This window comes from Maribacter sp. Hel_I_7, from assembly GCF_000688315.1.
GTDB classification, from domain to species: domain Bacteria; phylum Bacteroidota; class Bacteroidia; order Flavobacteriales; family Flavobacteriaceae; genus Maribacter; species Maribacter stanieri.
In genome coordinates this window covers 444,113-470,496 of the sequence record NZ_JHZW01000002.1, presented here as the reverse complement: position 1 = coordinate 470,496, position 26,384 = coordinate 444,113, and the positions used below count along the sequence as shown (strand labels likewise).

Sequence of the window (26,384 nt, the reverse complement as noted above, 5' to 3'; positions counted from 1 at the left end):
TGTTCGAAATTGAACAGACCTTGTTCATTGATTATTATTCCCAACTATAATTTTTAGAAGCAGCTTGCTTTTTTATCGCTTTAATCATAGCATTTTCTAATTCGCCAGATTTATCATTGGTTTGGTTTTCAGAAATATAGGCTAATCTCTTTGTATTGTATTCTCGTATCTCTTTTTGGATATGCTCTCTTTCGCTTTTCTTTGTATCTACAAAGGTCTTTATTTCCTTTTCACTTTTGCCTTGTAACTCTGCTGGCAGTTCATCATTTTGTATAGAACTTATTTCGAATTCTTCATCTTCATAGGCATCAACTAAATCCCATTTTTTGTTATTGTAAAGCCTAGAACTTTTACTTACCGCTCTTTTAACTGCAACAGCCTCTTGCATTTCTAATGCATTCTCATCTTGTGTTGCTTGAGCCATATATTTCGCTTTACCCATAGATCCATATGATATGTAGGTTTTATTCAATTTTGAATTTAGTTTTATAATAATATCGTCATAGGGTGTGGTAATATGCACAACCTCTTTGTTATGATCAATAGCCATATACTCACCACCTGTTAGTGCTGCGCCATTTTTCCAATCTGAACTAATTCCTAATTCATAATTTCCGCAGAAAATAGTATTAACAACCACATCTTTTTCATTGGCATTTGCTAGCGCTGTTCTATAATTGTATCTGCCTTGGTCAAAAGGTTCATTACCGGCAATAAAAATCATTCGAAGTAAGTCTGGATCTTTGTTCCACGGTAATTGATGTAGAGAAGTCTGTAGAACCTTTCCACAATATTCTTCACCACCATTGGTTGTCAAAGAGAATAATTTTTCGGAAATCTCATCTAAATCACTGCTGAAACCTAACACTTGCTGAATAAAACCCTCACCGGCAGAAAGATTGTCATTACCATATTGGTATAACGCAATTTGTAATTTTGGTCTTGTATCATTTCCACACTTGGCTAAACTAAATTCGTTTACAATATCCCATAGTTGAGTTTTTGCTTGGTTAAGTAGCCCGTCCATACTATTACTAGTGTCTAACAACAGCGCTATTTGAACAATATTTTCCTTAATCGGTACTGTTGTTTCCGTAGCGTGTGCAATTAGTTCAATAGGCTTTTTTTTATCACTTATATTGCATGCAGATATTGTAGATAAGGTTAGCATCGCTAAGCCTAATGATCCAAGTTGTTTAATAGTTTTCATACTTTTCTTTTTAAATTCAATGCTAAACTAAATGCAACGAATTTCTAGAAATAACTAAAATGAGTGAAGAGGTCTTTTCACTTAGTAAAGTAATACGGAGAGTTTGTGAAGCAATGAAATTCTCAATTAAAAGTGCAATTTTCGGTTATTCTGTATTTTTTTGTGCCATTATAATCAGCTAAGTTTACAGTAATCATAACTGATGAAAACTTATTTAAACTACATATTGTTTTTTTTGCTTCTGGGTACGTTAACCGTAAAATCCCAATCGCAAAATGATGCCCTAAAGTTTAATTTAAAGGGCAGAGTAGAGGTTAGAAATAGCGGGAGACCTATATCTGGTGTATCTATATCTAATGATATGGGGAATTTCGTAATAACCAACGGGCTTGGGGAATTTGAAATTAAAACTAGAATTGGAGATCAACTTATTATAGAACATGATGACATTGAGACGTTAAGGTATGATGTAGAGAAAAATGATGATGTTTTAATTCTAGTTGAAGACTTTGAATCATCTTCTATAAGTAGCAGGTCTAAATCATTGCCAGATATATCTATTAAACATCAACAATTGCTTGATTCAGCAGAAGAATATAAAGCAGATGATATTGAAAGAAGTATTGATTTAGTAGCTCAGTCCATATCTATTTTAGGTAAAAGAGGAAGGAAAAAAGAACTGGCACGTTCTCTCTCTAAATTAGGGGAGATATACCAATACCATAAGCAGCTAGATTTAGCGATTGATAATTATGAGGATGCTTTAGAAAATAACAAGACCATTGCTACTTCTTTACTATTGGCAAAGGCGTATAATCTAACCTCAAGGTATAGTGAGACTATAGACTTATTGAATCCGTTATTGGAAATCAAATCTATGCCACCACACCAAAGTGCAGTACTTTATGAATTATTGGGAGATGCCAATAAAGGGGAAGGCAAAGATTTTGTCGCTATAGAATTGTACAATAGAGGATTGTTAATTGCAGATAAGAATCAGTTGACTCCAAAAATGATTGATCTTAATTCGAAAATTGCGGATACATATTCTTTAGGTAATCAACCAATGGAAGCAGAAGCCTATTATGATAACTCACTTGACCTAGCTACTCAATCAGCACCTAAACGAGCATTACAGGAAAAAGAAAAAGTTGCGGATTTTTATAATACAAAAAGTAGGTTCAATGAAGAGATTACGATGCGTAAAAGTAGTCTTGAAGAGCTGAAGAAATTGAAGTCACCTAATGCGGGCGTAAAAAAATTAGAGCTTGGGGATACCATAACATCACAACGTATAAATTATAAAATCGCAAACGCATATATCTCTCAAGATAAGTATAACGAAGCCATTCCTTTTTTAGAAAAAAGTATTGTTGAAGCAGGTTCAGATGATGATTTAGTAGTACAAAAAGATGCTACAAGAAAATTATCTGAAGTATATAAGGTAAAAGGAGATTTTACTAAAGCACTAGATACGTATCAGAACTATGTAGCATTAGTAGATTCCCTATATGTACGTAAAGAACAGGAGATTTCTAGGGCAACTCGTTTTAATAGGGAAATTGCAAATGCACAGAATAGACTTACAGGTTTAGAGCAGGAGAGAGAACTATCGCAGAGTAAGTACGACTTAGCTTTAACTGAGCAAGAATTAGTGCAAGAAAGCAACAAAAGACAGCAGTTGGTCATTTACTCTTTAATATTTGGACTGTTACTTACTTTATTGGCGGCATTTTTCTTTTATCGTAGTAATCAACAACAGAAATTGGCTAATAACTTATTGGCGCTAAAATCGTTGAGGTCACAAATGAATCCGCATTTTATTTTCAATGCTCTAAATTCTGTAAATAATTTTATTTCTAAAAGCGATGAACGAAGTGCTAATAGATACTTAAGTGATTTTTCAACCTTAATGCGTTCGGTGCTAGAGAATTCAGAAGAAGATTTTATTCCGTTAGAAAAAGAATTGCAACAGTTAGAACTATATATAAAACTAGAACATTCAAGATTTGAAGATAAATTCGATTATCGAATAGATGTTGATGAAAATGTACAGGTTTCTAAATTTCAAATACCACCAATGCTATTGCAACCTTATATTGAAAATGCTATTTGGCATGGACTAAGGTATAGAGATGAAAAGGGAGAATTGTTGGTGACGGTAAAAGAGAACAGTGTAGATTCTATAATTATTAGTATTACAGATAATGGAATAGGGAGGAAGAAATCGGCAGAAATAAAAACTCAAAACCAAAGGAAGCAGAAATCTAAAGGAATGGGTATTATTAAAAAACGTGTTGCTATTTTAAATGATATGTATACAGATAAAGTAGATATTAAAATTTCAGATTTGCAAGCTGATGGTGTCGGCACAAAAGTGCTTTTCATATTAAAAAGAGTAAAATGAGTTTAAGAGCAATTTTAGTAGAAGATGAAGCTAATAGTAGAGAGATCTTAAGGAATTATATATCTAAATATTGCCCTAATGTTACTTTATTAGGTGAGGCGGCATCTATTAAAGAAGCTTTGGCGCTTATAGAGAATAATGAATTGGACCTTGTGTTTCTTGATGTTGAAATGCCTTTTGGAAATGCTTTTGATTTACTTGATCAATTACCAGATAGAACTTTTGAAACTGTATTTGTAACAGCATATGATCACTACGCTAAAGATGCTCTAAATAACCATGCGGCTTATTACTTAACAAAGCCAATAAATATAGATGAGCTAATAAATGCAGTGGACTATGTAGAAGGGGTACGTGAAAAAGAAGCTAGTTTAGAAGGTGAGGTGCTTAGTACGAAAGCAAACGGAGTAGAAGGTAAGCTGACATTACCACAGCAAGACGGATTTCAAATATTGAATATAAGTGAAATTCTATATTGTAAGGCAGATGATAACTATACTGAAATCTATTTGTTGAATAAGAAGATTTTGGTGAGTAAAACGTTAAAGTATTTTGAAGATGCTTTAACCGAATACCCTTTTGCACGGGTACACAAATCTTTTCTGGTAAATGTAAATGAAGTTGTAAAATACAGAAAAGGAAAAGGAGGGAGCGTTGTAATGTCCAACGGAAAAGAAGTAATGGTTTCTGCATCAAAAAAGAAAGATTTCCTATCATATTTTAATTAATATCTATAAATGATAAAAGCTGTTAGAGGTAAAGAGCCCATTATTGGGGAAGATTGTTTTATTGCTGAAAATGCTACAATTGTTGGTGAAGTAAGCATGGGAAAACAATGCAGTGTGTGGTTTAATGCTGTATTACGTGGAGATGTTCATTATATTAAAATGGGCGATAAAGTTAACGTGCAAGATGGAGCCGTAATTCACTGTACGTACTTAAAATCACCAACAACGATAGGGAATAATGTTTCTATTGGACATAATGCGCTTGTGCACGGATGTACTATTCATGATAATGTGCTGGTTGGTATGGGTAGTATTATAATGGATGATTGTATTGTAGAAAGTAACAGCATTATTGCAGCTGGCGCAGTATTGACAAAAGGAACACATGTGCCATCTGGAAGTATATTTGCCGGTATGCCCGCTAAGAAAATAAAAGATATTAGTCCTGAGTTAAGTTCTGGAGAAATCAACAGAATTGCCGAAGCATATACCATGTATTCTGGCTGGTTTAAAGATTCAGAATAAATTCAAATAGTCAATTATTTATGGCAATCTAGCTAAAATACGTACTTTTGATCCACCAAAACTAAAAGTTATGAACGCGTATGTTTTTCCTGGGCAAGGTGCTCAATTTATTGGAATGGGGTTAGATTTATATGAGAAATACCCTATTGCTAAGGAGTTATTTTTAAAGGCAAATGATATTTTAGGATTTAATATTACCGAGGTAATGTTCAATGGTACCGCTGAAGGTTTAAAAGAAACTAAAGTAACCCAACCTGCTATATTCCTACATTCTGTTATTTTGAGTAAAGTAATGGGAGATTCATTTAAGCCAGATATGGTTGCAGGTCACTCTTTAGGAGAATTTTCTGCACTGGTAGCAAATAATACTTTAAGTTTTGAAGACGGACTAAAGCTTGTTTCACAACGAGCATTGGCTATGCAGAAAGCCTGTGAGCTTAAACCATCTACAATGGCTGCTGTTTTAGGATTAGAAGATGACATAGTTGAAAAAATATGTGCAGAAACAGAAGGAGTTGTGGTTGCTGCAAATTATAATTGTCCTGGTCAATTAGTGATCTCTGGAGAGGTAGCTTCAGTAGAACAAGCTTGTGAAAAATTAAAAGAAGCGGGAGCAAGACGTGCATTAATGTTGCCTGTAGGTGGCGCTTTTCACTCTCCTTTAATGGAGCCTGCAAGAGAAAAATTAGCTGCGGCCATAGCAAATACAACATTTTCTACGCCTAGCTGCCCTATTTATCAAAATGTACCTACCACTGCGGTAATTAGTGCAGATGAGATTAAAAAGAATTTAATGCTGCAATTAACAGCTCCAGTTAAATGGACCCAAAGTGTTCAGCAAATGGTAAAAGATGGTGCTACAATTTTTACGGAAATTGGGCCTGGTAAAGTATTACAAGGTTTGGTAAGAAAAATTGAACCATCAGTTACAACACAATCCCCAGAGCTTACGGACTAGGCGTTGTTTCCTTAATAGTACCATTTAACCCATAAATCCTTTTTTCAACTGTTTCTGAGCGGTTTACCTTGATTTTTTTGTAATATTGAGGCCCCCGTTTTTGGTTGTGGATTTAGAACATCCTCCAGCCTTATTGTTGGGAATGATAAAGAATGCTATGAAAATAAGAGAATATAATAGTTTGTTTAATACTATTTCTAATAGTGCTTTCAAGAAATTTCTATTCGTTTTTGGATTTCTTTGTTTAGGAGTTTTTTCTCAAAGCGTTTCTGCTCAGTTTGTAAGCCTAAATGTTTTAGATTCTGATGCAGGCGAATTGGGAGGTAATCAAGGTTCTTTTAGGGTTAGTCTATCAACTACACGAAACGTTGATACTGAAATTGAAGTTCTGGTTGATCAAACTGTGTCGACTGCTATTGCTGGAACTTCTGCTGCAAATGGGGATAGATCTGCTATTAGCAGTACAGTTGTTATACCAGCAAATGAGTCAAGTTTTATTATATATGTTGATGTTTTTGATGATGTTCTAGTTGAGGGCGATGAAATTATAAAGTTGGATATAATTTCGGCAGATGTATTTATAAATATTAATAATAGATCTGCAATATTAGTAATTACCGATAACGATATTGCAACATTAAGTATTGCAGATGTAACTGAAACTGAAGGTCAAGGTTTAATATTCACTATTGATTCAGATAAGCAAGTACAAAATCCATATACTGTCGATGTAATTTTTCAAGACATATCTGCAATTGGTGGTGACCCTAGTTTAGTTGTACCTGAAGATTATAATAACGAAACCCAGACAATATCTTTTTCACCTGGTGAGACGACTAAGCAGTTTAACGTTCCTACATTGAATGATTCTAACGTTGAAAATGACGAAACTTTCATTGTTAATCTTGATGCAGCTCATACTAATGTCGATTCTGATGATACTGCTATCGGTACAATTGAAAATGATGACGTTGGTAATATAACGATTGAAGATGTAACTGAAACGGAAGGGGATAAGTTGCGTTTTAGGGTAGTTAATAATGTTGAAGTTCCTAATGCATTTACAGTATTGGTTAATTTTGTAGATGCTAGTGCAACTGGTGGCGATGTGGATTATGAAAGTGATCAACAGGTTTTAAGCTTTAGTGGTGCTGCTGGACAGGGTAGAAATGTTGATGTTGATACGGAAGATGATAATTTAATTGAAGGTGTTGAAACATTTACAGTTACATTAGAATCAAGTGACCCACTTGTAGATGATTCGGATACTGCAACCGGTTTTATCGAAGATGATGACACATATGTAGCTTCAATACAATCTACCACGGCTACAGCAAATGAGAATCCATTGAGCAATGGTGTCTTTACTGTTGGTTTACGGTCTTCTAGTAATCCGTCTGGGCCTTTTATTACAAACAATACAGGGGCACCAATAGCTGTAAATTACAATAGAACAGGTTCAGCAACTTCGGGCTCAGATTTTAATGTTTTAGGTACTTCGGTTTCTATTCCAAATGGTCAGAGTTCTGCCGTAATTACGGTGACACCTATTAACGATGATGTTGTTGAAAATAACGAAACGGTTATTTTAACTCTTGGTACTGGTACAAATTATACAGTTGGTACTCCAAATAGTGCAACGGTCACCATTATTAGTGAAGATGTGGAATATGTTGCGCAAGTGACTGCATCAGATGCTACCGCTGCAGAGAGTACTGGGGCAGTTTCAACTGGGGAATTTACTATAAGTTTAAGTGAAACTAATGTTACGGGAAGTCCAATAATAGTAGGCTTTTCTTTGGGAGGATCAGCTTTAAATAATACGGATTATACATCTAGTTTTACATCTGCTGTTAGCATTCCAAATGGACAGATAGAGACTAAGATCGTTATTACCCCTACCGACGATCAAATTCAAGAAGGAACTGAAACCGTAATTCTAACACTTTCCGCTGGTACTGGTTATGTCTTGGGTGCCGCAAGTACACGTACCGCTACAGTTCAAATTAATGATAATGATCAAGCGACGTTAACAATCTCTAACGCTTCATTAAATGAAGATGATCCGGATGGTGAAATGGAATTTGATGTAGTTCTTGATTTGGCAGTTGTTGGTGGTACAATAGTTACATATTCTTTTATCAATGATACTGCAATAAATGGTACTGATTATACAGGAACAAATGGTTCGTTAACTTTTACTGGTACAGCCAATGAAACAAGAACTATAACTGTGCCTGTTATTAACGATGCTATTTTAGAAAATACAGAAACATTTACCATTCAATTAGGCTTGCCTACAAATAATGTACAACGTGTAAGTGGCGGAACGGCAACAGGTACTATCCAAGATGATGACAACTGTGTTGCGGCGCCAATTTTAGATGCGTCAGTTTCAAATATTTATTGTGTAGAAGCTGCGGGTGATGATTTTTCAGCCAACTTATTTGATTTTACGAGTAGTGCGGCTCCTGCAGGAACGGTTTTAACTTGGAGTAGAGTTTCTAATCCATTGAATACTAATTCACATTTAACTGTAGCGGAAGCCCAAGATGTAAGTTTGCCAGCCTCTTATTATGGCTTTTTCTACGATGCAGCTAATGATTGTGCAAGTGGTACTATTGAGGTTCAAATTGTGCGTAACGTACTTCCACAATTGGTTACCATTAATGATAATGAGCGTTGTGGACCAGGTACGTTATTGTTAAGTGTAGAACCAAGCGATGGTGCTTCTGTTAATTGGTACGATTCAATTGAAGCAGTTACACCAATAGCCACTGGCGAAACTTATACAACTCCTTCCTTAAATGCAACTGCTACTTATTACGTGGAGGCAACGGAAAATGAATGTACTACTGATCGACAACCTGTAATTGCTAGAATAGGCTCTCAAGCTTCCACTGGAACTGCACAGAATGGTTCTATCTGTAATGTTGCGGTAAACGGGCTTACGTCTATTGATTTAGATACTAGACTCAACGGGGCTGATCCTGGGGTTTGGGTATTTGTATCTGGTCCTGAGACTAGTGTGGATTTAAGTTCTACCAATGTTGTAGATTTTGAAGGACTTACTTCTGGTGCCTATATTTTCAGATTTACAACCACAAATTCTACAGCACCTTGTTTGAACCCTACAGTTGATGTTACTATTAATGTAAGTGATTGTGAGACTGATGATGATAACGACGGACTTTTAGGAGGTCAAGAAGTGGTTCTGGGAACTGATTCTAATGACCCAGATACAGATGGTGATGGTATTGAAGATGGTTTAGAAGTTGGTGATGATATTGATAATCCGTTAGATGAAGATGGTGACGGAATCATTGATGCTTTAGATTCTAATACTGCAGATGCTGATAATGATGGTGTAAATGACCAACAAGACCCTGCGAATAATAATCCATGTATTCCTAACCGCTTTAACGGTAGTTGTGATACTGATGGTGATGGCATTTCAGATTTGGACGAACAAACAAATGGATCTGATCCAGATGATCCTTGTGATCCTGTGGCAACTCCAAATTGTGATGATCCAATAGATTTGGAAGTATTGAAATCGGTTGACAATGTAGATGCATTAGTTGGTGATACAATAATATTTAAAATTTTGGTTACCAACTTGTCAGATAGAACGGCAAGAGCAATTGTAGTAGGTGATCTTTTAGAACTAGGTTTTGATTTTGTTTCTGCAGATTCTGCAGATTACGATGAGATTTCTGGAAATTGGAATATAGCCGAACTTAATCCAGGTCTGTCTTTAGAACTATCAATTACTGTAATTGTAGCCGAACAAGGACCGTATACAAACACTGCTACTTTGCTGGAGTCTATTCCTTCTGATAATAACCCTGCAAATGACGAAGCTACTGTGTCACTAAATACGGAGGCGCCAGAAGGCGTTGATCTTAGAATAGAAAAAGAAGCTAGACCAGATAAAGTGTTGATTGGAGATGAAGTTGAGTTTGTAATTAGAGTAACCAATATTTCTGAATCGGATGTGGTTACGGATATTGTTGTGAATGATTTGATACTTATTGAAAACGGATTTGAATTCGTCTCAGCCGAATCTGATTTTAATGGAACTTATGATGAAGCTACAGGAGAATGGAACATTCCTACTTTAAGCAAGGATGAGACTGCAACTTTGAGAATTAGGGCTAGAGTACCTGGGGTAGGTACTTATACCAATACAGCAAATATTGTAAGGTCAACCCCAAGAGATAGTAATGCACTTAACAATGAGGCAACTGTTGAAGTTGAGGTAATTCCAAAGAGTATTGCTGATCCTGGATTCCTTTTCAATCAATTCTCACCGAATGGAAATAATCAAAATGAGGTACTTCGCATTAATCGAACGTTAACAGATTCAGAAACAGGCGTGCAAGTAGAAGTTAACTTGCAGTATAAGATAAAAATATACGATCGCTACGGTAATCTTGTTTATGAAACCGAAAAAGTAAACGATAGCGATGTTTGGGACGGAACTTATAAAGGAAAAGAAGTGCCTAAGGGAACTTATTTTTATATTATGAATTATAGTGTTAATAATCAGCCCGCAATTCTTGACAAAGGGTGGATACAGCTTATTAGATAAAATAAATTATGGATTATAACTTTAATAAATCGAGTTATACTATTGCTCTTGTACTATTTTCTCTGGTAAGCTTTAATGCATTTGCACAGAAAGAACCGCAGTACACGCAATACATGTATAATATTGGTAGTTTTAACCCAGCTTACGTAGGTACTGTAGAAACGCCTGAGTTATCTGGATTGTATAGAGCTCAGTGGATAGATATTCCTGGTGCGCCAAGAACTTTTCGTTTTGGAGCCAACTTACCTTTTAAAAATGAAAAAGTAGGTTTAGGACTAAATATAGTCAATGATGAATTGGGTCCGGCAACCCAAACCTATGCAGATATATCTTATTCTTATCAAATAATGGTAACTGATGAGACAAAATTGTCTTTTGGTATTGATGCCGGTGGTTCTTTTCTTAATGTAGATTTTTCGAAAGGAACTTTTGAAAACCCTGGTGAAAATCTTAATGAAGAAATGTTAAGTAAATTCTATCCGACTGTTGGTGCCGGTGCTTTTTTATATTCAGAAGATTGGTATTTAGGAGCTTCTGTACCTAATTTTTTAACCGAAGGTGTATATAATGATGAAGTTGCATCTATAATAGAAGATAAACTTCAGTTTAACTTCATTGGGGGTTATGTTTTTGAGCTTTCGGAAAATCTTAAATTTAAACCTGCATTTTTGGTGAATACCATATCGGGTTCACCGGTCAATGTAAACTTATCGGGTAATTTTTTAATTTCTGATGTAGTTACTGCGGGTGTTTCCTATCGTTTAGAAAATGCGTTTAGTGGGTTAGCGGGCTTTCAAATATCCAATCAATTGTTTGCAGGGTATTCTTATGATTATAATACAAATTTGCTTGGTGAATTTAATAATGGATCACATGAAATTATTCTTAAATTCTATCTAGGAAGAAAAGGACCATCAAAATCTAAAGGAAATAGTGATAAGAATGCAAAAGGTAAACCAAAGCAAATTGATTCGCCTCGATTCTTTTAAAGTGAACTAAAATGAGATTTAAAATAATCATAGTATTTCTAGTTTTTATACCATTTCTAAGTACGGCTCAAGACAAAAAATCGAAAGCCGATAATCTTTTTTATGGTTATCAATATGAAAAGGCAATAGCGGCTTATAAAAGTGAAATGCAAAAAGATTCATTAACTAATAATCAGTTATTAAATCTTGCAGATTCTTATTTTAGCACCGGTAACTATGACAGTGCATCTGAGCTTTATTTAAAGGTAAATAAGAATGATACGATCATGTCTGTCAATAGATTTAATAAAATGTTGCAAAGTCTTTCTAAGAACTCAGAGAAAGATCGGGTAAAAACTTTTCTTAGGTCAAAAGCTGACAAGTTATCTCTTGAACTTCTAGAGAATGCAGAGTTTAACTATAGTCTTTTAGAAATTCCTTCTAACAATGACAATAGTACTATACGAGATTTGGCTGTTAATAGTCCGCAAGGAGATTTTTCACCTGCATTTTACAAGAATGGAGTATTGTTTAGCAGTAGTAGAGGTAGAAATACAAAAAATGTATATGAACCTACTGGAGAATCATATTTAGATATTTATTTTGCTAGATTAAGTTCTAATAATCAGTTGGTAGATATTGAAACTTTCAGTGAAATACCTGCTACTGATTTTCATAAATCTACGCCATACTATTCAGATAAACTTTCTACCTTTTTTTACATCCTTTCAAATACTGAGGAAGGGGAACTTCGTTATGATGAAAATGGAAAAAATGCATTGGCAATAGGTACATTATCTGATACTGGAAGATTTAGATTTATACTAAAGGACTTAAGTACATCATTTTATTATCCTTACTATGATGATAATACGGACCGCCTATTTTTTGCAGCAAACTTTGATGATAGCTATGGTGGTACAGATTTATATTATGTATACACCAATAATGGACAAATAATGTCTGCTCCAATTAATTTGGGTCCAAGAATAAATTCTCCGGGTAACGAAATTGCTCCTTATATTTTTAATGGAAGCTTATATTTTTCGTCTGATATTTTCTACGGTTTTGGTGGTATGGATGTTTATAAGGCTAATATGTTGCCTAATGATTCTTTTACAATTCCTGTAAATTTAGGAGAGGGGATTAATTCTACGTCAGATGACTTTGGTTTTATTATTAAAAATGATGAAATAACAGGATTGTCTGGGTTCTTTGCGTCCAACAGAAAAGGTGGTAAAGGTGGAGATGATTTATATGCTTTTAACTTTAAGAATGATCCTGGACTAAAAACTTTTGCTCTTGGAGGAAAGGTAGTTAACTTAAAAAATAAAGCAGGAATAAAAGGTGCTCAGGTAAGGTTATTGAATCAACAAGGTGATGTTATAAAAGAAGTAGCGTCTACTGCAGATGGTAGTTTTAGGGTTGAAGTACCTTGGATGTCACAAATTACGATTCAAGCTATGAGTAACGGTTATTCAATTTTTTCAACTACATATTCAGAGGAGGGTATGGAAGAGATCCAAAATGCTTCTTATAATATGGGACTCTCGAAAATGGAAGATTTAGTTACCGAGATTGAAGAAAAAACTGTGTTAAAATTAAATAAGTTTTATTTTGATAAAGGTAAATCGACATTAAACCCACAAGTTGAAGCTGAATTAAATAAAGTAGTAGATGCAGTGGTTCGTTTTCCACAAATGAGATTGAGAATACAATCTCATACAGATAGTAGAGGTAGTAATTCTTACAATAAAAAACTATCTCAGCAACGTGCAGATACTATAAAAGATTTTCTATTGAAAAACGGTCTTAATTCAAGTAATATTATCGAAGTAACAGGATACGGTGAAGAAATGATTGTAAACAATTGTAAAAATGGGGCCTATTGTTTAGATTTTCTTCATAAACAAAATGAACGCACATTGTTTGTCGTAGAATAATAGATTTAAATATCTTGCTTAAAAGATTATTATATAGAAATAATACAGCGCAAAACAAGTTAAGAATAGAATACCTGTATAGGTCAATAACTTTAACTTTTTACCGGGCCAAAATTTAGGGGCAAGGTCATTACTGGTAACATTCTTTAAATTCATGTAGCCCACAATTGGTGCTACTATGAATGATACAAAAGTTGCTAAAGCAACTAGATTTCCCATATTAGCACTGAATGAAGCAATAACTATAAAATTAATAATAGTTAATATAAGCACAGCTATTGCAAATGCAGCCTTGGTAGTGAACCATTTTTGTTGTGGCTTTAATAGACCTATTATATCTAAACTAACCCTGGCTAAGGCATCATGTGCAGTCATACACGTACTGAACATTGTAGCAAAGGCAGATACGGCGATAAGAATATACGCCCATGAGCCTATATGCTCTGTGAATAAGCGAACTACTTGGTCGGCAAAACTGACTGCATTATTACTTAGTTGAATATTCGTGCCGTATAAGGTGTACCAACCTATTACCATGAAAAATATGGCTAAAATTGCTGTTATAGTGTAACCAATATTAAACTCTTGTAACGAATCTTTTAAACTTGGCTTTTCTTGACTTTTCCATTTCTCAATACTCCATAGGCTAATCCAGCTAGAAGCCTCAACACTTGTTGGCATCCAACCTATTAATCCTATTAAGAAAAGTATGCCTACTTCATTGAATATTGGTGAAGGCTTAAAATTTGCTACATGGTCAACTGGACCTTTTAGCAAGACTAGTACAGTAGTAGCCAATAAAGCAATGAAAAGTACACTGACTACAAATTTCAAGCTTATTTCTAAAAATTTATATTTTCCAAAAATCAGAAGAACGCTGATGATTAAAAATAAGGTCAAAGCTACTGTGGTTATAGAGCTGTGTACGATGCTAAAAAGATTAATAAATAAACCAGCGGTTACCGTGTATAGTGCGGCAAGTATTGTAAACGTTGTAATAAAGGTAATTATAGCGTAAAAATATAGATATCCCTTACCTCGGTTAAGATAGCCTTCTATCAATGTTTTATTAGTAACGTTGGTATAGCGAACGCCAAATTCAAAAAAAGGGTATTTTAGAATATTTGCTAAAATTATAGGGATGACCATTAACCAGCCATATTGGGCACCGGCTTTGGTAGATAATACAAGATGAGAAGTGCCTATGGCCATACTTGCAAACAAAAGACCAGGACCTAAGTTTTTAAGTATCTTCTTAATATTCGGCATTATAGTTTGGTTTGGTTGGTGCCTTTAAATGTAATCTATTTAATTCTATTACTTTATTTCAATGGTTGCGCCATAAAATTTGGGTTGCGTATTTAGTACCATATCAATAAAGACCTTAACTCTAGCTAGATATTCTCTTATTTGCACCTTAAGTCCTTGACTGGTAGAAATATCTTGGGCGTTAAAACCAATAGCTTTTAGGCCTTTTTGTTTAGCAATATAAATTGCTCTTTCATTATGAAATTTTTGGGATATCACAGTAACTTTATCTAATCCAAAAACAAATTTCGCTCTAAACATTGAATCCAAGGTTCTAAAGCCGGCATAGTCTAAGAAAATTACATGCTCTGGAATTCCACCATTGATTAAATCTTTTTTTATGGTATTAGGTTCATTGTAATAAATACTTCCATTATCACCACTTACAAGAACAAATTCAATTTTCCTTGCTTTATAAAGAGCTATTGTAGCATTTATTCTGTAAGTGTAATATGGGTTTGGAGAACCGTTGGTTAAGCGATTAGATGTACCTAAAACAAGTCCAACTCGGTTGGCGGGTATGGTATCTGTATCTGTGTAAGTTTGTCCTTCAGCAGTGCTTGAAATAATTATGTTACAAACAAATATGACGAGAATTAATGCTATTATTAGTAAGCCGGATATTTTGAGTAAAGTTTTCAGCATGCATTTGTAATGATAACTAAAGTTAATGAATAACTAAGAACTTCAATTTGAAAATAAATAAAATAAAAAACCCTTGAAAATCTTACGATTAACAAGGGTTTTGGTACTCGAGGCGGGACTTGAACCCGCACGCCCCAAAGAGCACAGGATTTTAAGTCCGGCGTGTCTACCAATTCCACCACTCGAGCATACTTGGCTTTAAATAAAAAATGCTGATGAACAACATTTCTGAGCGAAAAACGGGATTCGAACCCGCGACCTCCACCTTGGCAAGGTGGCGCTCTACCAGCTGAGCTATTTTCGCAAATCTATGAACGTGCATCTCTTAAAAGATGCGGGTGCAAATTTAATACAATTCTGTAAAGAGCAAAGTAAAAATGAACAAAAAAAATAAAAAATTTATGATGTTGCCTTTTTGTCCTTGGTTAACAGTCTTTTAATCTCATTTAATTTCATCAATGCCTCTACCGGAGTTAGGGTGTCAATGTCCATATTTGTGATTTCTTCCTTAATTTCTTCTAATAAAGGGTCGTCTAAATTGAAAAAACTTAGTTGCATTTCATCAGAATCATCTTTGAGTTTGTCTCCGACTTCTTCGCTTACATGCTTATTTTCTAATTTTTTTAAAATTTTGTTGGCTTTTTGAATTACCTGTTGTGGCATACCGGCCATTTTAGCTACATGTATTCCAAAACTATGTTCACTTCCTCCTGGAACTAACTTTCTTAGAAATAGAACGGTGTCTTTCAATTCTTTAATGGCAACATTGAAATTCTTAATACGGTTAAAAGTATTTGTCATTTCATTTAGCTCATGGTAATGTGTAGCGAACATTGTTTTTGCTCTTGCTGGGTGCTCATGTAAATACTCTGAAATTGCCCATGCAATAGAAATACCGTCATATGTACTTGTACCTCTTCCTATTTCGTCCAACAAAACCAAACTACGCTCAGATAGGTTGTTTAGGATAGATGCGGTCTCATTCATTTCAACCATGAATGTTGACTCGCCCATCGAAATATTGTCACTTGCGCCAACACGGGTAAATATTTTGTCTATTACACCAATTTTTGCAGTTTCAGCAGGTACAAAGCTTCCCATTTGAGCAAGAAGCACAATTAAAGCTGTTTGCCTTAATAAGGCCGACTTACCACTCATGTTTGGACCTGTAATCATTATAAATTGTTGATTGGACCTATCTAGTTGTAAATCGTTCGCAATATATTGTTCACCTAAAGGCAATTGTTTTTCAATAACCGGATGTCTACCATTGGTTATTTCCAGATCTGTAGTTTCGTTTAAAGTAGGACAGTTGTAGTTATTTTCTTTTGCCAATTGAGCAAATCCACACAAACAGTCTAACTGAGCAATCAAGTATGCGTTATTTTGAACAGGAGCAATATATTCTTGCATCCAAACGACTAATTGAGAGAACAACTGTTGCTCTAAAGTTGATATGCGATCTTCTGCACCTAGAATTTTAGCTTCATATTCCTTAAGTTCTTCAGTAATATAGCGTTCTGCGTTTACAAGCGTTTGTTTACGTGTCCAGCTATCAGGAACTTTATCTTTATGTGTATTTCTAACTTCTATATAATATCCAAATACATTGTTAGAGGCTATTTTAAGGGATGTAATACCAGTTGCAGCGGTTTCTCGCTCTAACATGCTATTCAAATAATTTTTACCCGAAGTAGCTAATCCTCTAAGTTCATCTAATTCTTCAGAAAAACCTTTTGCAATGGTGCTACCTTTTAAAATATTAACGGGAGCTTCCTCGCTTAACATTTCCTTTATTTTAGCCCTCAATAAATCGCAAGATTGAATTTGATCGCCAGTTAACGCTAAAGATTCGTTTTTAGAAGCGGTTGCCAGTTGTTTAATAGGAATTAAAGCTTCTAATGAATTCTTTAATTGTACAACCTCTTTAGGATTTACCTTACCTGTAGCAACTTTAGATATTAGGCGTTCTAAATCGCCCATCTGCTTAATATGATGCTGAAATTTTTCTAGAACAACTTCTTCTTTATATAGAAAAGATACGATTTGCTGTCTCCTTTTTATTTTCTCTAGATTTTTAAGGGGTAATGCCAGCCATCTTTTTATCATTCTACCGCCCATAGGAGAGATAGTCTTGTCGATAACATCTAAAAGTGTAACGGCATTTACGTTAGTAGAATGATATAGTTCAAGGTTTTTAATAGTAAACCTATCCATCCATATATAATCATCTTCTGCAATACGTTGCAGTTTTGATATATGCTGTAATTGACGGTGTTGTGTTTCGCCTAAATAGTGTAAAACGACACCAGAGGCAATGACGCCACAAGTTAAATGGTCTACACCAAATCCTTTTAAAGTGTTGGTGTTAAAATGAGAGGTAAGGTTTTCTAGCGCGTAATCCTCTTGAAATACCCAGTCTTCTAAATAGAAAAGGTGATGGTTCTTGCCGAAAACGTCTGTAAATTCTTTTTTATGTGCTTTAGAAATTAGTACTTCATTTGGAGAAAAATTCTGTAATAATTTGTCAATTTGTTCTTCGCTACCTTCTGAAGTTAAAAACTCACCGGTAGAAATATCTACAAATGCAATTCCTATTTTCTTTCTTCCAAAATGAACTGCGCAAAGAAAATTATTCGTTTTAGAATTTAATATATCATCGTTCATTGCCACCCCTGGCGTTACCAATTCGGTAACACCTCTTTTGACAATGGTTTTAGTTTGTTTAGGGTCTTCTAGCTGATCACATATGGCTACACGCTGACCAGCTTTTACCAATTTAGGTAAATAGGTATTTAATGAGTGATGAGGGAAACCGGCTAATTCGGTTCTTTCACCGCCATTATTTCTATTGGTTAATATAATGCCTAATATGCGCGATGCTTTTACTGCATCTTCACCAAAAGTTTCGTAGAAATCACCTACTCTAAAAAGAAGTAACGCATCAGGATACTTGTTCTTGATGGTGTTATACTGCTTCATTAAAGGGGTTACCTTTTTTGTCTTGCTTTTATCCGCCACTTTATCTTTATCTCATTAATTTTGCACCTTCACGAAAGTATGGTTTTATCCCTAAAATTTACATTATTGTTGATATTTGAGGATAAGTTTATCACCATTAATTACTAATGAAATTGAATAGTAAAGTATGCGAAAGTTAAGAAATGAGGAGCTGGACAGGAAAGATGTAGAAGGTTATAAACTTGCTGATAAATCTCCGATAATAATTGTTCTTGATAATATAAGAAGTTTGAACAATATTGGATCGGTTTTTAGAACGGCCGATGCTTTTTTAATAGAAAAAATATACTTGTGCGGTATTACTGCTACACCGCCCCATAAAGATATTCATAAAACGGCCTTAGGTTCTACTGATAGTGTAGCGTGGGAACATGTTCAAGATACATTAACGCTGGTTGAACGATTAAAAAATGAAGGCAATCACGTTATTTCAGTAGAGCAGGCGGAAGACGCAACAATGTTAAATGAGTATCTGCCATCTAAAACTAAGAAGCAGGTTTTAATTTTTGGAAATGAAGTTAAGGGTGTTTCACAGAATGTAGTTTCTGCAAGTGACGAAGTGCTTGAAATTCCACAATTTGGAACAAAGCATTCTTTGAATATTTCTGTGAGTGTAGGTGTTGTCGTTTGGGATTGCTGGAGTAAATTAAATGCATAAAAAAACCTGGTCGTAGACCAGGTTTTTTAGTATAGTTTGAGTTAGTTAGTTGCACTTATGCCCGTACAATAAAAGAAATCCTTTTCATTTACGCAAGAAATTGCGTGTTTTATATTACTATAGGTTAGATAAGGCAAAATCTTCAATTGTTGCTAAAATGGTTTCATAATCACGTTCGTGACTAACAAAATCTAATTCGCTAACATCTATAATGAGTTGATTTTCTTTAGGATAAGTCCTTAAAAAGTCAAAATAACCCCTGTTAATCTTTTCAAGATAAGAGAGTTCAATATTCTGCTCATAATCTCTACCACGTTGCTTAATTTGCTGTAACAACCTTTCTGTTGTTTGGTACAGATAAACGTAAACTTTAGGCTTTTTAACCTCTTTGTACATGAAGTTGAAAACTTTTCTATACAAATCAAATTCGTTTTGTTGAAGTGTAATTTTGGCGAAAATTAAAGATTTGTAGATGTCGTAATCACTTACCATGAAACTTTTAAATAAATCTAGCTGATTAGTATCTTCTGTGAATTGCTGGTATCGGTCAGCTAAAAACGACATTTCTAAAGGGAAAGCATATCTGTCTTGATCTCTGTAAAAATTTGGCAAAAACGGATTTTCGGCAAATCTCTCCAATATTAATTTAGCATTAAAGTCTTCAGAAATTTTAGTAGCCAAAGTGGTTTTTCCTGCTCCAATGTTTCCTTCAATAGCAAGGTATTCTAAGCTAGCAAAGAAATTATGCCTGTTCTTGAACAGCCTTCTTATTTGCTTGGTAATTGTACTTTTATCTTTGCATTCTTGTAGTAAGTTTCTGGTGTCTTTATTGAATATGGGGTGGTAAAATTGTGGTGTAATGTCTGCAAGTGGTTTTAAAATAAACTTCCTTTCTTGCATTTTTGGATGTGGTACGGTTAAATTTTCCGTATCAATTATTTCTTTCTCATAATAAATGATATCAATATCCAATGTTCTGCTTTGGTACCCATCGCCATCTTTTCTTTCTCTTCCAAAATTAGTTTCAATTGTAAGAAGCTGGCTTAGTAGATCTTCAGGAGAGAGCAGGGTTTGCAATTCCAGGCAAGAATTAAAGAAATCTTCACCTTCAAATCCCCATGATGGTGTTTCATAAATAGCAGAAACCTGTCTAATTTCGCCGGCTACCTTGCCAATTTCGAAAATAGCTTTTTGTAAAAGTAGTAGGCGGTCACCTAAATTACTGCCAATGGATAAAAATGCTGTTTTGTATACTCCCATAATATTAGGACAAAATAACTAAAACATATTCACATTAGTTATCTTTGTTCACTATTTAAAATAAAGATTTAAATGAATTTTTTAAGAAATTTTCTTGCTTCTATTTTGGGTTCCTTGTTTGCTTTTGGAATCTTATTTGTAATGTTTTTAATTTTTGTTAGCCTAGTAAGCAGTAGTGAGGATACTGTTGCTGTAAAAGATAATTCAATACTGGAACTGCAATTGCAAAGACCAATTTCAGATTACACAGGTAGTAATGAGTTGGACCCGTTTGCAGGTATTTTTGAAGAGTCTCAAGGGTTAGATGAAATAGTACAAGCTATTGAAGTAGCTAAGAATGATGATCGTATTAAGGGGATAAGTATAAATAATAATTTCATAATTGCTGGTTTGGCTCAAACTCAAGCTATTAGAAAATCTTTAGAAGATTTTAAAGCTGAAGGTAAATTTATATATTCATACGCAGATTTCTTTATGCAACGGGATTATTACCTGGCAAGTGTAGCAGATTCAATTTTTATTAATCCGGTAGGAGTTTTGGATTTTAAAGGGTTATCTACAGAAGTGCTTTATTATAAAGAGCTTCAAGAAAAATCTGGAATAAAGATGGAAGTTATACGTCATGGAAAATATAAGAGTGCTGTAGAACCTTATTTGGAAAATAACATGAGTGATGCAAACAGAACTCAGCTTACTTCGTTATTACAATCTCTTTGGAATTCTATGATTTTTGATATATCAAAGACAAGATCAATTTCTGAATCTGATTTAAATATCATTGCCGACACCTTAGGGGGGAGGACACCAAAGTTTGCTAAACTATCTGGATTGATAGATGACGTTGTTTTTTATGATGAGTATGAAAATAAATTGGCAAGCGCCCTGCAATTAAAGAAAGATGAGGATATTAACTATAGCACCCTAAATGACTATGTTAAATATTCGAACAAGAAAATATTGAAATCTGGGGATGATAAAATTGCTGTTGTATTTGCGCAAGGAGAAATATTTTACGGTGAGGGCGGTCCAAATATTATAGGTCAAGGAATCATCAATGAAGCGTTAATAAAAGCTCGCGAAGATGAAAATGTTAAAGCTATAGTTTTACGGGTAAATTCACCTGGTGGTAGCGCTTTAACCTCAGATATTATATGGAGAGAAGTAGCTCTTGCTAAAAAAGTGAAGCCTGTTATAGTATCTATGGGTAACGTTGCTGCGTCTGGTGGTTATTATATTGCTGCCGGTGCAGATAAGATTTTTGCTGAGCCAACCACCATAACTGGCTCTATAGGAGTTTTTGGGACCGTACCTAATATGACCGAATTAGCAGATAATATTGGTATAAATGCGGAGCAGGTAGGTACCAATAAAAATGCTGTAGAGTATTCATTGTTTGAGCCTATGCAAGATAGTTTTAAGAATCAAATACAGGAGAGTATAGAAGAAACATATCAAACATTTCTTCAACGTGTGTCCGAGGGTAGAAATATGACTATGGCACAAGTAGATAGTATTGCACAAGGTAGAGTTTGGAGTGGAACAGAAGCTTTAGAAGTCGGTTTGGTAGATGAATTGGGTAATTTAGATGATGCTATTGCTGCAGCTGCTGAAATTGCGTCATTAGGTTCTTACGGAATCAAAAAATTTCCAAAGTACAAAAGCGGATTTGAACGATTTATGGATGATTTAGAAGGAGCAAGTCTTCAGCTTAAAGAGAATTTGTTGAAAGATGAAATAGGTGACGAGGCATACAAAGTGCTTAAAGAGTTACAGTCTTTTAAAAAACAACAAGGTATACAGGCTAGAATGCCGTTTGCCTTAGATATTAAATAATTTTATGACCTTAAAGGACAGGAAACTAGCGCAGCGTATTTATCTGTATTTGGGAGCTTTGTTTATCACTTCTTTAGTGGTTTCTAACCTCATATTTCAAAAGTTTTTTTATTGGAATCCCTTCGGGGATTTCACTGTTTTTGGGGTTTCACTTTTTGTGGTATCCGTAGGTATCTTACCTTACCCAATAACTTTTTTGATCACGGATCTTATTTCAGAAATCTATGGAAGAAAAATGGCAAACCAGATAGTGACTGCTGGTATTTTTGCGTCATTCTTTTCCATGGGTATTATATTATTGGCGGAAACGGTACCCGCAATATCTTCATCACCAATAAATGACGAGACTTTTACCCAGGTTTTTGCGCTTTCACCAATTGCGGTTTTAGCTTCTATGATAGCCTATTTACTTGCGCAATACGTTGATGTTGCCATTTATCATTTTTGGAAAAAATTGACCAATGGAAAATATTTATGGCTGCGGAATAATTTTTCGACATTTTTATCACAATTTCTAGATACGTTTACCGTTGTGGGACTATTATGTGTCTTTAAAGTTCTGCCGTGGGACCTATTTTTTGGTCTCGTAGTAAGTGGATTTATTTTTAAGATTTTTATAGCATTTATCGACACCCCTTTTCTCTATTTCTTCGTATATATTATGAGAAAACGTTTTAATCTAAAGCCAAATGAAGAATTGGACTTAGATACATTATAATAAGAGCATTAAACAAAACAGTATAAAAATATACTATGGGTAAGAAAATTTTGAAAATTGTAGGAGTTCTATTAATACTAATAATAGCAGTGTTAATTGCCGCTCCTTTTTTCTTGGAGGCAAAGATTGGGGATATTATTAAGAACAATGTCAATAAAAATGTAAATGCAACGCTAGACTTTTCTGAAGCTAATCTAAGTTTGGTTAGTAGCTTTCCAAATGCTGAGGTTGCTTTTAAAGATGTTGTGTTGATTAACAAAGCTCCGTTTGAAGGAGATACCTTGTTCAAGGCGACCAATTTAGAATTGACCATGGGTATTATGCAGCTGTTTAAAGGTACGGGAGAATCAATAGCGATTAACAATATTTATCTAGACGATGCCTTGGTAAACGTTGTTGTCGATAAAGAAGAGAATGCAAATTATGATATTGCCATTGCTTCGGAAACGACTACAACAGTGGAGGAGCCAAGCACTACTGATGGATTTTCATTTGACTTACAGTCTTATGAAATTTCTAATTCTAGAATTTACTACACGGATAATTCAACGGGTATAACTTTTAAATTAGATGATTTTCAACATAAAGGTACAGGAGATTTGTCTTTGGCTACTTCTGAATTAGATACCCACACAGACGCTTTTATTTCTTTAGAAATGGATAGCGTTAATTACCTAAATAAGAATAAGATTAAATTAGATGCTCTTATTGGTATAGATTTAAATGAGAACAAATATTCTTTCTTGAAGAATGAGGCTTTGCTTAATCAGTTACCATTAGTATTTGGTGGTTTTATTAAATTAAATGAGGCCAGTCAAGAAATTGACTTAACCTTTAAGACGCCATCATCAGATTTTAAAAATTTCTTGGGAGTAATACCAGAAATTTATTCAAAGAATATTGAAGATGTTACTACTACTGGAGATTTTACGGTGAATGGGAATTTTAATGGTATAGTTGATGAAACTCATATTCCTAAATTTCACATTGAAATTAAATCTGATAATGCCTCTTTCAAATATCCAGATTTACCCAAGGCGGTGCGTAATGTGAATTTTGATATTCAGTTGAATAATAAAACCGGAATCACCGAAGATACTTATGTAGATATAAATAAGGCCTCTTTTATGATTGATGAAGATAAATTCAACCTTACGTCACATATTACAGAGCTTATGGGTAATACCAAGGTTAAAGCTCATATTGATGGTGCTATGAACTTGGCCAATATTTCAAAAGCATATCCTGTGCCGGCAGAGTATAATCTTAAGGGCATGTTAAAAGCAGATATTACTACCGCCTTCGATATGCAGTCTGTTGAGAAAGAACAGTATGAAAAAACAAGTACTACGGGAGATTTGAGTGTTACCAATTTTGAATATAATTCAGATGAATTGGCTAATCCTGTTAAATTTAATTCAGCACGGTTAACATTTAACCCTAAGACGGTTACGTTAAATAATCTGAACGGTACGACAGGTACCACAGACTTTGATGCAACAGGTACAATCAATAACTTGTTGGGTTTTATGTTCAACGATGAGAAAGTTGAAGGTAACTTCAATTTAAAATCTAACACTTTTGCTCTTAATGATTTTATGGTGGCAGAAACCGACAATCCTGTAGAGACTGTTAATGGCGAAACGAATAGTGGCTCAACTACTGAGGAAGAGAAAATAAAAATACCATCATTTTTAGATGCAACTATAAATGCCGATGCTAAGAAAGTTATATACGATAACATCACATTAAGCAATGTTACCGGAGTTTTAAGAATTAAAGACGAATCAGCAACACTAAGCAATATGAATGCGGGTATGTTTGGTGGTAATATAGCTTTTAATGGAGATGTGTCTACAAAAAATGATACGCCTACATTTAATATGAAGTTAGATTTAAATAAGTTGGGTATTCAAGAGACTTTTGCTTCTGTAGATTTATTCAAAACTATTGCACCAATTGCTAAGATGTTAAATGGTAAACTAACTTCAGATATTTCGCTCTCAGGTAATTTGACAGATGATTTGTTGCCAAATTTATTGTCCTTAAGTGGAGATTTGTTTGCGGATATAATGACAGAAGAAGTAAATACTGAATCTTCACCTGTATTAAATTCATTAGTTTCTAATTTGAGTTTTATTGACCCAAAGCAACTAAACTTAAAAGACCTTAAAACATCCCTATCATTTAAAGATGGTATTGTAACGGTTAAGCCATTTACGTTGAATTATAAGGATATTCAAATTAATGTGGACGGTAGTCATTCGTTTGATCAAAAGCTTAATTATAAGGCAACATTGCAAGTGCCTGCAAAATACTTAGGTTCAGATGTCACAAAATTGATAGCTAAGATTGATGATACCTCGTTAAATGATTTAACTATCCCTGTGGTAGCAAATATTGGAGGTCTTTATAATAGCCCTCAAGTTACTACTGATTTAACTTCAGGTGTAAAACAATTAACCACAAAATTAATTGAGGTTGAAAAACAAAAGCTTATCAATAAAGGAACTGATAAGGCTAAAGATTTAATAGGAGGTTTAATATCGGGTGACAAAACTAAAACAGATTCTGTTAATAAAGATGCATCTTCTACTAAGACTAGTGCTAAAGACATTATAGGTGGAATATTATCCACTAAAAAAGATACGACTTCCACAACAGCAGTTAAAAAAGATTCTACTCCTGTAAATAAAGAGAAAGAAGCTGTTAAAGAAAAAGCGAAAGATATTTTAGGAGGCTTATTTGGTAATAAGAAAAAGGATTCAACTAACTAATAGTTATACCTACATAATAGCCTTCGCTGCCTCTAACATTAAAAACAGTATTATCGTCAAAAATGAGATACTGTCCCTTAATACCTTTTAAGACTCCTTCAAAAGATGGTGTTTTAGTAAGGTTAAGGCTTTTTACTTTAGTTGGATATTGCAATACCGGAAACTCCATTTCAGTCTCTGATTTAGATTCCAAAAAATAAGGTAAGGCTTCTTCTGGAATATACTGTTTTAACTTGTCTCGCCATTCTTGTAGATTTTCGTCGACAACGTTATTTGTAAGCATGGTACGCCAGTTGGTCTTATCGCCAACGTGGTCTTTAAGGGCTACTTCTGTAATGCCAGCTAGGTATCTATTTGGGACCTCAACAATTTCAATAGCTTCATGAGCGCCTTGGTCAATCCACCTTGTGGGTATTTGACCTTTTCTGGTTACACCAACTTTTACATTGCTAGAATTTGCCAGATAAACAATATGGGGTTGTAATTGAACTTTTTTTTCATAAGCCAAATCTCTATCTTCTTGGTCTAAATGAGCTTTGCTTAATTCAGGTCTCATAATCCAATCTCCTGCAGATGGTATTTCAAAAAAGCATGATTTACAGAAACCTTGTCTATAAATAGGCCTGTCATTACCACAGTTAAGGCATTGAAATTTAATAAATTCAATTTTAAATGATTTGTTCAGAACTTGATTTACGTTTAAAAAATCAGATTCGAACAACATATAATATTGAATAGGGCTTCCTATTTCCGTCTGCATTTTTCTTAGTACTCCCTCGTATTGCATGTTAATTCAGCTTAATGATTTATCTATTTGAAAATGATAGCTAG

At 34.4% G+C, this 26,384-nt stretch carries 17 protein-coding genes and 2 tRNA genes; 11 read left to right on the top strand and 8 right to left on the bottom strand.

The genetic code is table 11. From position 1 onward, the window contains the following. Positions 1 to 34 precede the first annotated feature (34 nt). The gene (locus P178_RS0103615; protein WP_027064935.1) at positions 35 to 1,210 is read right to left on the bottom strand and encodes a vWA domain-containing protein; all 1,176 of its coding nucleotides are present in this window, start codon (positions 1,208 to 1,210) and stop codon (positions 35 to 37) included. A gap of 202 nt (positions 1,211 to 1,412) precedes the next feature. On the opposite strand from P178_RS0103615, the gene P178_RS0103610 reads away from it, so the two are divergent. From P178_RS0103610 to P178_RS0103580, 7 genes are all read left to right on the top strand, one after another. Further along, complete coding sequence (locus P178_RS0103610) at positions 1,413 to 3,617, top strand: histidine kinase (RefSeq protein WP_027064934.1); 2,205 nt, start codon at positions 1,413 to 1,415, stop codon at positions 3,615 to 3,617. Then, positions 3,614 to 4,345 carry a LytR/AlgR family response regulator transcription factor gene (locus tag P178_RS0103605; RefSeq protein ID WP_027064933.1) on the top strand — a complete coding sequence of 244 codons (732 nt, stop codon included), beginning with the start codon at positions 3,614 to 3,616 and terminating at the stop codon, positions 4,343 to 4,345. Before P178_RS0103610 ends, P178_RS0103605 begins: the two co-directional genes overlap by 4 nt. A gap of 9 nt (positions 4,346 to 4,354) precedes the next feature. Then, positions 4,355 to 4,870: a gamma carbonic anhydrase family protein gene (locus tag P178_RS0103600; protein ID WP_027064932.1), complete on the top strand. Its 516-nt coding sequence runs from the start codon at positions 4,355 to 4,357 to the stop codon at positions 4,868 to 4,870. A gap of 70 nt (positions 4,871 to 4,940) precedes the next feature. Beyond that, a complete protein-coding gene (fabD, locus tag P178_RS0103595; RefSeq protein ID WP_027064931.1) occupies positions 4,941 to 5,828 on the top strand; it encodes an ACP S-malonyltransferase in 888 nt (295 codons plus the stop codon). A 157-nt stretch (positions 5,829 to 5,985) separates the two neighbouring features. After that, positions 5,986 to 10,422 (top strand): Calx-beta domain-containing protein, encoded by a 4,437-nt coding sequence (locus tag P178_RS22545; RefSeq protein ID WP_197026774.1) that lies wholly within the window; start codon positions 5,986 to 5,988, stop codon positions 10,420 to 10,422. 8 nt (positions 10,423 to 10,430) lie between these two features. After that, complete coding sequence (locus P178_RS0103585; protein WP_027064930.1) at positions 10,431 to 11,411, top strand: type IX secretion system membrane protein PorP/SprF; 981 nt, start codon at positions 10,431 to 10,433, stop codon at positions 11,409 to 11,411. 11 nt (positions 11,412 to 11,422) lie between these two features. Next, positions 11,423 to 13,333 (top strand): OmpA family protein, encoded by a 1,911-nt coding sequence (locus P178_RS0103580; RefSeq protein ID WP_027064929.1) that lies wholly within the window; start codon positions 11,423 to 11,425, stop codon positions 13,331 to 13,333. An 18-nt stretch (positions 13,334 to 13,351) separates the two neighbouring features. Here the strand turns inward: P178_RS0103580 and P178_RS0103575 are convergent, their stop codons facing one another. From P178_RS0103575 to mutS, 5 genes are all read right to left on the bottom strand, one after another. After that, a complete protein-coding gene (locus P178_RS0103575) occupies positions 13,352 to 14,602 on the bottom strand; it encodes an NRAMP family divalent metal transporter (protein WP_027064928.1) in 1,251 nt (416 codons plus the stop codon). 48 nt (positions 14,603 to 14,650) lie between these two features. Further along, positions 14,651 to 15,286, bottom strand: coding sequence for a vancomycin high temperature exclusion protein (locus tag P178_RS0103570; protein ID WP_027064927.1), 636 nt, complete (start codon positions 15,284 to 15,286; stop codon positions 14,651 to 14,653). A 101-nt stretch (positions 15,287 to 15,387) separates the two neighbouring features. Continuing rightward, a tRNA-Leu gene (locus tag P178_RS0103565) sits at positions 15,388 to 15,474 on the bottom strand. Between the two features lie 43 nt (positions 15,475 to 15,517). Continuing rightward, a tRNA-Gly gene (locus tag P178_RS0103560) sits at positions 15,518 to 15,590 on the bottom strand. A 95-nt stretch (positions 15,591 to 15,685) separates the two neighbouring features. Further along, entirely contained in the window at positions 15,686 to 18,268 is a 2,583-nt protein-coding gene (gene mutS, locus P178_RS0103555) for a DNA mismatch repair protein MutS (RefSeq protein WP_036146274.1), read from the bottom strand. A 166-nt stretch (positions 18,269 to 18,434) separates the two neighbouring features. Here mutS and P178_RS0103550 point away from each other — a divergent pair, with 166 nt between their 5' ends. Continuing rightward, positions 18,435 to 18,965 carry an RNA methyltransferase gene (locus tag P178_RS0103550; protein WP_027064925.1) on the top strand — a complete coding sequence of 177 codons (531 nt, stop codon included), beginning with the start codon at positions 18,435 to 18,437 and terminating at the stop codon, positions 18,963 to 18,965. Between the two features lie 117 nt (positions 18,966 to 19,082). Here the strand turns inward: P178_RS0103550 and folK are convergent, their stop codons facing one another. Further along, a complete protein-coding gene (folK, locus tag P178_RS0103545) occupies positions 19,083 to 20,225 on the bottom strand; it encodes a 2-amino-4-hydroxy-6-hydroxymethyldihydropteridine diphosphokinase (RefSeq protein ID WP_027064924.1) in 1,143 nt (380 codons plus the stop codon). 72 nt (positions 20,226 to 20,297) lie between these two features. Here folK and sppA point away from each other — a divergent pair, with 72 nt between their 5' ends. Genes sppA through P178_RS0103530 form a run of 3 tightly spaced genes read left to right on the top strand, consistent with a single transcriptional unit; the run spans position 20,298 to position 25,553 of the window. After that, the gene (sppA, locus tag P178_RS0103540; RefSeq protein ID WP_027064923.1) at positions 20,298 to 22,058 is read left to right on the top strand and encodes a signal peptide peptidase SppA; all 1,761 of its coding nucleotides are present in this window, start codon (positions 20,298 to 20,300) and stop codon (positions 22,056 to 22,058) included. A 4-nt stretch (positions 22,059 to 22,062) separates the two neighbouring features. After that, a complete protein-coding gene (locus P178_RS0103535) occupies positions 22,063 to 22,776 on the top strand; it encodes a queuosine precursor transporter (RefSeq protein WP_027064922.1) in 714 nt (237 codons plus the stop codon). 35 nt (positions 22,777 to 22,811) lie between these two features. Beyond that, the gene (locus P178_RS0103530; RefSeq protein ID WP_027064921.1) at positions 22,812 to 25,553 is read left to right on the top strand and encodes an AsmA-like C-terminal region-containing protein; all 2,742 of its coding nucleotides are present in this window, start codon (positions 22,812 to 22,814) and stop codon (positions 25,551 to 25,553) included. Here P178_RS0103530 and P178_RS0103525 read toward each other — a convergent pair. Continuing rightward, on the bottom strand, positions 25,546 to 26,340 hold the full coding sequence (locus tag P178_RS0103525; RefSeq protein ID WP_027064920.1) for a DUF2797 domain-containing protein: 795 nt from the start codon (positions 26,338 to 26,340) through the stop codon (positions 25,546 to 25,548). The genes P178_RS0103530 and P178_RS0103525 overlap by 8 nt on opposite strands. Positions 26,341 to 26,384 lie beyond the last annotated feature (44 nt).

What these genes read in the sequence shown, in the direction of transcription:
- P178_RS0103615 (WP_027064935.1), bottom strand. Translation starts at nt 1,210, where the DNA reads ATGAAAACTATTAAACAACTTGGATCATTAGGCTTAGCGATGCTAACC.
- P178_RS0103610 (WP_027064934.1), top strand. Translation starts at nt 1,413, where the DNA reads ATGAAAACTTATTTAAACTACATATTGTTTTTTTTGCTTCTGGGTACG.
- P178_RS0103605 (WP_027064933.1), top strand. Translation starts at nt 3,614, where the DNA reads ATGAGTTTAAGAGCAATTTTAGTAGAAGATGAAGCTAATAGTAGAGAG.
- P178_RS0103600 (WP_027064932.1), top strand. Translation starts at nt 4,355, where the DNA reads ATGATAAAAGCTGTTAGAGGTAAAGAGCCCATTATTGGGGAAGATTGT.
- fabD (WP_027064931.1), top strand. Translation starts at nt 4,941, where the DNA reads ATGAACGCGTATGTTTTTCCTGGGCAAGGTGCTCAATTTATTGGAATG.
- P178_RS22545 (WP_197026774.1), top strand. Translation starts at nt 5,986, where the DNA reads ATGAAAATAAGAGAATATAATAGTTTGTTTAATACTATTTCTAATAGT.
- P178_RS0103585 (WP_027064930.1), top strand. Translation starts at nt 10,431, where the DNA reads ATGGATTATAACTTTAATAAATCGAGTTATACTATTGCTCTTGTACTA.
- P178_RS0103580 (WP_027064929.1), top strand. Translation starts at nt 11,423, where the DNA reads ATGAGATTTAAAATAATCATAGTATTTCTAGTTTTTATACCATTTCTA.
- P178_RS0103575 (WP_027064928.1), bottom strand. Translation starts at nt 14,602, where the DNA reads ATGCCGAATATTAAGAAGATACTTAAAAACTTAGGTCCTGGTCTTTTG.
- P178_RS0103570 (WP_027064927.1), bottom strand. Translation starts at nt 15,286, where the DNA reads ATGCTGAAAACTTTACTCAAAATATCCGGCTTACTAATAATAGCATTA.
- mutS (WP_036146274.1), bottom strand. Translation starts at nt 18,268, where the DNA reads ATGAAGCAGTATAACACCATCAAGAACAAGTATCCTGATGCGTTACTT.
- P178_RS0103550 (WP_027064925.1), top strand. Translation starts at nt 18,435, where the DNA reads ATGCGAAAGTTAAGAAATGAGGAGCTGGACAGGAAAGATGTAGAAGGT.
- folK (WP_027064924.1), bottom strand. Translation starts at nt 20,225, where the DNA reads ATGGGAGTATACAAAACAGCATTTTTATCCATTGGCAGTAATTTAGGT.
- sppA (WP_027064923.1), top strand. Translation starts at nt 20,298, where the DNA reads ATGAATTTTTTAAGAAATTTTCTTGCTTCTATTTTGGGTTCCTTGTTT.
- P178_RS0103535 (WP_027064922.1), top strand. Translation starts at nt 22,063, where the DNA reads ATGACCTTAAAGGACAGGAAACTAGCGCAGCGTATTTATCTGTATTTG.
- P178_RS0103530 (WP_027064921.1), top strand. Translation starts at nt 22,812, where the DNA reads ATGGGTAAGAAAATTTTGAAAATTGTAGGAGTTCTATTAATACTAATA.
- P178_RS0103525 (WP_027064920.1), bottom strand. Translation starts at nt 26,340, where the DNA reads ATGCAATACGAGGGAGTACTAAGAAAAATGCAGACGGAAATAGGAAGC.